Source organism: Cnuella takakiae, from assembly GCF_001953305.1.
In the GTDB taxonomy this organism is placed as follows: domain Bacteria; phylum Bacteroidota; class Bacteroidia; order Chitinophagales; family Chitinophagaceae; genus Flavisolibacter; species Flavisolibacter takakiae.
Window position 1 is genome coordinate 2,740,051 of sequence record NZ_MTFE01000010.1, and the last position, 6,233, is coordinate 2,746,283.

General features: G+C 49.4%; 6 protein-coding genes. All 6 read right to left on the reverse strand.

Going from position 1 to position 6,233, the window contains the following annotated elements:
- Positions 1 to 188: 188 nt before the first annotated feature.
- The 6 genes from panB to BUE76_RS12030 all read right to left on the reverse strand — a co-directional run bounded on the left by panB (position 189) and on the right by BUE76_RS12030 (position 6,160).
- The gene (gene panB / locus BUE76_RS12005; protein ID WP_073040102.1) at positions 189 to 1,004 is read right to left on the reverse strand and encodes a 3-methyl-2-oxobutanoate hydroxymethyltransferase; all 816 of its coding nucleotides are present in this window, start codon (positions 1,002 to 1,004) and stop codon (positions 189 to 191) included.
- A gap of 112 nt (positions 1,005 to 1,116) precedes the next feature.
- Positions 1,117 to 1,431, reverse strand: a complete 315-nt coding sequence (locus BUE76_RS12010; RefSeq protein ID WP_073040100.1) for a hypothetical protein — start codon at positions 1,429 to 1,431, stop codon at positions 1,117 to 1,119.
- Positions 1,432 to 1,496: 65 nt separating this feature from the next.
- Positions 1,497 to 1,814, reverse strand: a complete 318-nt coding sequence (locus BUE76_RS12015; RefSeq protein WP_245798299.1) for a response regulator — start codon at positions 1,812 to 1,814, stop codon at positions 1,497 to 1,499.
- 252 nt (positions 1,815 to 2,066) lie between these two features.
- Positions 2,067 to 2,963: a Ppx/GppA phosphatase family protein gene (locus tag BUE76_RS12020; RefSeq protein WP_073040098.1), complete on the reverse strand. Its 897-nt coding sequence runs from the start codon at positions 2,961 to 2,963 to the stop codon at positions 2,067 to 2,069.
- Positions 2,944 to 5,034, reverse strand: a complete 2,091-nt coding sequence (ppk1, locus tag BUE76_RS12025; protein WP_073040096.1) for a polyphosphate kinase 1 — start codon at positions 5,032 to 5,034, stop codon at positions 2,944 to 2,946. Before ppk1 ends, BUE76_RS12020 begins: the two co-directional genes overlap by 20 nt.
- Before the next feature lie 106 nt (positions 5,035 to 5,140).
- Positions 5,141 to 6,160: a lysylphosphatidylglycerol synthase transmembrane domain-containing protein gene (locus BUE76_RS12030; protein ID WP_083596351.1), complete on the reverse strand. Its 1,020-nt coding sequence runs from the start codon at positions 6,158 to 6,160 to the stop codon at positions 5,141 to 5,143.
- Positions 6,161 to 6,233: the final 73 nt, after the last annotated feature.

A 6,233-nucleotide genomic window follows, 5' to 3' on the forward strand; every position in this document is an offset into this window, starting at 1 on the left:
GCATTAAGCATAAATGAAACAGTCCTATTCATTTTTGAATAAGACTGTTTCATTTATGCTTAATAAAGCAAAGTATCTATATACCTAAATCCTGATCACCAAAGCTTAAATGCTATTTCGTTTGCAGCAGCCAACCCCACTGAAGTCATAAAAATCATATCTAAACATACAAATTTGCGGTTCTGGTTTTAGTACGACTCCGCCATGGAAGGAAAATCATTGCTCCTTACATCCTTGATGTACTGCTGTGCAGCCTGTGTGATCTGCTCGTGGAGGTTGAGGTATTTGCGCAGGAAGCGGGGTTTAAATTCGGTATTGATGCCCAGCATATCGTGCATCACCAGCACCTGGCCATCGCAATGCGGGCCGGCGCCAATGCCAATGGTGGGAATGGTGAGGCTTTCGGAAACTTCCTTAGCGAGGGTAGCAGGGATTTTTTCCAGTACCACGGCAAAGCAGCCGGCCTCCTGTAAAAGGAGTGCGTCCTTTTTCAATTTCTCCGCTTCGGCTTCTTCACGGGCACGCACACTGTAAGTGCCGAATTTATAAATGGATTGCGGTGTCAGTCCCAGGTGGGCCATTACCGGTACCCCTGCCGAGATAATGCGGCGCACGGAGTCGAGGATTTCTTCGCCACCTTCGATCTTGATAGCATGGGCTCCTGTTTCCTTCATGATGCGGATGGCCGAGGCCAGCGCGATATCGCTATTGCTTTGATAGGAGCCAAATGGGAGGTCTACCACCACCAGGCAGCGGTTGGCGCCCCTGATCACCGAAGATGCATGGTAGATCATATGGTCGAGTGTGATGGGTAGGGTTGTTTCATGACCCGCCATCACGTTGGAAGCCGAGTCGCCCACCAGTATTACATCCATTCCGGCAGCATCAAAGATGCGGGCAAAGGAATAATCGTAAGCCGTGAGCATCGAGATCTTCTCTCCCTGCTGTTTCATCTTTTGCAGGGTATGGGTGGTAATGCGCTTTACTTCGGAGGTAACACTCATGGTGCGAAGGTAAGCAGTTAGGCGTTTGGAGTTTGGAGTTCGCAGGATAGAGCAGTTTGCGCGGAAAGTATGGTTTAAGCTTGGGTAAAGCAGCCGTTACCATGGCCCTGCCTTAACCACCATATTTTAGTGCCATCCACTTATCCACGAGGGTAGCATAAAACGAACCTGTGGGCGTGGCCTCACCGTCTTCGTCTACATGGCTTGCCTCCAGTTCAAAGAGGATATCTAATATTTGTTCTACCTGTTCGGGTTTAAGATCAACCATGTAGTAATGGGTCGCTTTACTAACAGGGCTATTAGGAGTTGCAGGTTGGTCAGCCTTGTTTTGCTGCAGGATCCGTTCGAGCTCGGCTTGAAGGGCCGCCTCTTTTTTAAAGGCCACTTCTTTCAGGGTAACAGTAAGGGTGGTATAGTCCAACAACATGTTTATACTTATTTAAGCCTTGTTCTTTTTACTGATAGACCTGGACCCAGTTGATATATAAATACCTACTGTGCATTTTTGATATAGTTGGGCGATTCGCACTCCTGCCAGTATTCAACAATTTTGACAATCACTTTTTTCAATTTTTCATAATTACTTGGTTTAACAAAGAACCCCTGGATGGACCTGGAGTAAGCATCAATCACATGGCGCTGCTCTGCACTGGTAGAAAAGAAAAGGTAGGGGATTGACTTTAATCTCAGGTCTTCATTGTTGTGGACTTTCTCCCTTAATTCCATGCCGTTAAGCTTGGGCATATTAATATCGGAAAGTACAAGAAATGGTTCAATATCCGTATCTGTCAGGTATTTCAGCGCTTGCAAACTGTCACCAAAAAAATGATTTTATTGCTGTAATTCAGTTCGTTGAAAATTTCGGTTAGTACATCCTGATCATCAAGGTCATCTTCAATAATCACAATTGGTCCAGTCTTATTCATTGGTGGTTTTTGGGAATAACTGTTGTAAGGTATACATATGTTTGGTGGAACCTTACGGAAATAATACAGGTATATTAAAATGGAACAGCCTAGCCAATCGGGCCAGGCTGTTGGAAAAGTCGTTTAGGAAGTTTCCTTATTCACTTAATGCCTTGCGCACCACATCGTGGTACAGGATATTGATCAGGCCATCGGCTAAACCAATTTTGGGTACAAAGATTTCCTCTGTATCGGCCCAGCGCATCACGTTAATATAAATAAGCAGGGCGGGCACAATCACATCGGCCCGGTCTTCGCGGAGCTTGTACAGGGTGCGCCGCTGTTCCATGTTCAGCGAGCTGAATTCTTTATAATAATTGCGGAGCAGTTCCAGGGTAAGGGGTTTGCCTTCCTTGCGTTTGCTCAAGGAAAATACCTTGTTGATATTACCACCCGAGCCAATGGCCGTGATATGATGGTACCCGCTTGTTTTGGTACGGATGAAGTTCTTCATTTCATTCCACACCGACTCTTCCACCTGGTCTTTTAGCAGGCGGATGGTACCGATGTTGAAAGATTCTTTTGCTACCAGTTTACCATCGCTGAAGAATGTAAGTTCGGTGCTGCCACCGCCCACATCTATATAGAGGTAGGATTCATCGCTGTTCAGGTTTTCTGCCACATGGTTCTCGTAAATAAAAGCCGCTTCCTGCTGGCCGGTGATGATCTCTATGGAGATGCCGGTTTCCCGCTTGATCCTTTCAATCAGCTCAGGGCCGTTGGCTGCATCGCGCATGGCTGCGGTGGCACATGCTTTCAGATGGGGCACATCGTACACCTCAAGCAGCAGCTTATATGCCTGGATGCTTTGCACCAGCTTTTCTGCCTTGCCTTCCGAGATGCGCCCGATTTCAAAAACATCCATGCCCAGGCGGATGGGTACCCGCACCAGGGATTGTTTTACAAACTCTGGCTGGCCTTCGGGGCCGTCTACCACTTCGCTGATCAGCAGGCGCATGGCATTACTTCCGATATCAATGGCTCCTAACTTCAAGGTTTACTCCGGTTTTTTGAAAAAGGTAATGATAGGTATCTTCTTGCGAACGTACATGTTTTTCCCCTTCGGCAGGTACGTAATGGTTTTGCAGTTTGTTGTCCAAAATGCGGGCCTTTATATTGTCCTGCAACTGTATGTCCAGGATGTCGAGCAATTCTTGCTTCAACTCAGGGTCCAAAACAGGACAGGAGCATTCCACACGGTGGTCGAGGTTGCGGGTCATCCAGTCGGCAGATGAGATAAACACACGTTCCTTCCCATCGCAATGAAAATACCATACCCTCGCGTGTTCCAGGTACTCGTCTACTATAGAAATGGCTTTTACCGGTTGCACAAACTGCTTGTTTTCCGAATACATACAGAATATGCCCCGGATGATGAGCTTGATTGTTACACCAGCACGGGCCGCCGTTGTGAGGGCATCAATCATTTCCTCGTCGGAGAGCGAGTTCATCTTGGCAATGATGAGGGCCTTCTTGCCTTTGCGGGCATTCTTGATCTCCGTGTCAATCATCTTCAGTACTTCCCTGCGGGCAAATACAGGGCTGGGCAGCAGGGTGGTGCAGGCCTTCAGAAAATGGGTGCCTGTTTTATAATGCTCTATATAATTGAAAATGCGGTTTACATCGGCCATGATGGCCTTGTTGGCTGTGAGCAGGCAGTGGTCGGCATAAACCTTGGCTGTGCTTTCATTGAGGTTGCCGGTAGAGACAAAACCATACTGTATGATGCGGTTTTCCAGCCTTTTGCGGATCAGGCAGATTTTTGCGTGGATCTTCATATTGGGTATACCGATCAGCACTTTTACGCCTTCGTCCTCCAGGCGTTCCTTCCACTCGAGGTTGGCTTCTTCGTCAAAGCGGGCTTTCAGCTCCAGTACCACCGTTACCTGTTTGCCATTGCGCACTGCGTTGATCAGGGCATTGATTACCTTCGACTGCTTGGCCACCCGGTAGCAGGTAATTTTTATGGAGGTAACACCCGGGTCGATGGCCGCTTCCCGCAACATGTCAATCAGGGGGTTGAAAGACTGGTAAGGAAAATGGAGCAACAGGTCACGCTCCATCACCACATCGGTAACGCGGCGTTCCGTAAGCAGGGGATGGTCGAATGGTTTCCGGCGGCGGCTTTCCTGTTTGAAAATATGGCCGGGAAAGTCCATGAAATGCCTGAAGTTATGGATGCGGCCACCGGGAATAAGGTTGTCCCTTTTGCTCAAATTGAGCTTCCGGATCATGAATTCCAGCAGGCCCGGGTCCATTTCTTTGTCGTAAACAAAACGGGTGGGCTTGCCCTTCCGGCGGTTTTTGAGTCCTTTCTGAATTTTTTGCACCAGGCTGGTGGCTATATCATTGTCAATGTCAATTTCGGCATCGCGGGTCACCTTAAAAACATGCGAGGTGTACTGGTTGTAGCCAAAATAGGAGAAGATCTCCGGGAGGTTGAAACGGATCACGTCCTCCAAAAGAATGATATGCTGTTCGCCATCGGGTGAGGGCAGGAGCAGGAACCGACCAAGCACGCGGCTGGGCACTTCTATAAGCGAGTACTTGCGCTGGAGTGCACTTTCCTTCATCCACATCACCACGCCCAGGTAGATCGATTTTTCCCGCAGGTATGGTGCGCCGGGAATGGTTTCAATCATCAGGGGAATGACGTTGGAACTTACCTCTTCTTCATAGTAGCGGGTTACAAATTCCTGTTGCTCGGGGTTGAGGTCCGCTTCGGTAACCAGGAAGATCTTTTCTGACCGCAGTTCCTCCAGGATGCTGCTCCAGATGCGGTTGAACTCGCTTTGCTGGTTAAGCACGGTCATCTGGATATCCTGCAGAATATTATCGGCATCGGCCTCATGGTGCATGCGGCCCTTGGCGCCAAACTGTATCATGCGCTTAAGGGTAGCTACCCTTACACGGAAAAATTCGTCCAGGTTGTTGGAAAAAATGCCTAGGAAACGTATGCGTTGCAGGAGCGGCACGGTGCGGTCTGCAGCTTCCTGCAGCACGCGGCCGTTGAAAGAAAGCCAGCTTAAATCACGGGGTATGGTCTTGCGTTTCGGATCGGTCATAAAGTCTGCGGTGTTCGATCAGAAAGTTATGCAAGATTCGTGCTTAGCATTGAAGACCACAGAAATTTAATGTTGGGCTTGAGGGCGTAAAGGCCCTGCTTTGTGTTCAGCTACCAGCGGCCTCCGTGTTTTTGTTTTTGTTGAAATAAGAAAAGAGGGCAAAGAATACCATACCGCCCAGCAGGATGATCAGGGTTTGAGCCGTCCACAATAGCCAGCCAAGAGCCTTGCCCGTAGCATCGGGAATATGGTAGAGCAACATCAGTTTTTCTACCAGGAAAGGGTAAGCGCCAATTCCACCCGGGGTGATGATCATGCCGATACTGCCCACACCCAGGGTGGTGAGGCCGCCACCCAGGCCCAGGTGGGCCGTCTCCTGAAGGGCATAAATACCCGCCGTGGTGCTGAGCAGGTACATGCCCCAGATCAGTACGGTATGAAATAAAAACCAGCCTTTGTGTTTCACGTACCGGATGCTGCTCAGGCCCTGGCCTATACCGGTGAAGACTTCCCTGACCTTGCCAATAAAATTGATATGGGCAAAACGCCGGAGCACCCACATCACCAATGCGATGACGGCTATCAGGGCACCGGTAAGCACGGCTACCTTGGTAAGGGAGAAACTGCCGCTTTTGTTGCCGAAGAAATTGGCAAAAGTGTCGGCAACATAATCACCAATATAGCGGCCCTCAAACAGCAGGGCCAGCAGGAAAACCACGGCCAGGCAAACCACATCTACCGCCCTTTCCACAACAATGGTACCCACAAGTTTGTCGGCACGTACCTTTTCATACCGGGCCAGCAGGGTGCATTTAACAATCTCGCCCAGGCGCGGCACCCCTGCATTTACCAGGTAGCCGATCATTACGGCGGCAAATGTGTTGAAGGTGGAAGGTTTGTAGCCTAGTGGCTCCATGAGGATTTTCCAGCGAAGGGCCCGGCTGAAATGGCTCAGCAGCAGCATGCCTACCACCGGCACAACCACCCAGTGGCGGGCATTGGCAACGGCATAGCGGATGGCCTGCCACTGCTGGTCGTCAATATCCTTAATGGTAAGCCAGGCAAACAGCAGTCCCAACCCAAAGAAAAACCCATATTGGAGTAACGTACGAAGGGAGCGGAGCATGGCGTGAAGATAGGGAAAGACGGGAAAGACGGGAAAGACGGGAAAGACGGGAAAGACGGGAAAGACGGGAAAG

Bases quoted from the DNA above. Each gene is read 5' to 3' on its own strand.
- BUE76_RS12010 (WP_073040100.1), bottom strand. From the start codon at position 1,431: ATGTTGTTGGACTATACCACCCTTACTGTTACCCTGAAAGAAGTGGCC.
- panB (WP_073040102.1), bottom strand. From the start codon at position 1,004: ATGAGTGTTACCTCCGAAGTAAAGCGCATTACCACCCATACCCTGCAA.
- BUE76_RS12030 (WP_083596351.1), bottom strand. From the start codon at position 6,160: ATGCTCCGCTCCCTTCGTACGTTACTCCAATATGGGTTTTTCTTTGGG.
- ppk1 (WP_073040096.1), bottom strand. From the start codon at position 5,034: ATGACCGATCCGAAACGCAAGACCATACCCCGTGATTTAAGCTGGCTT.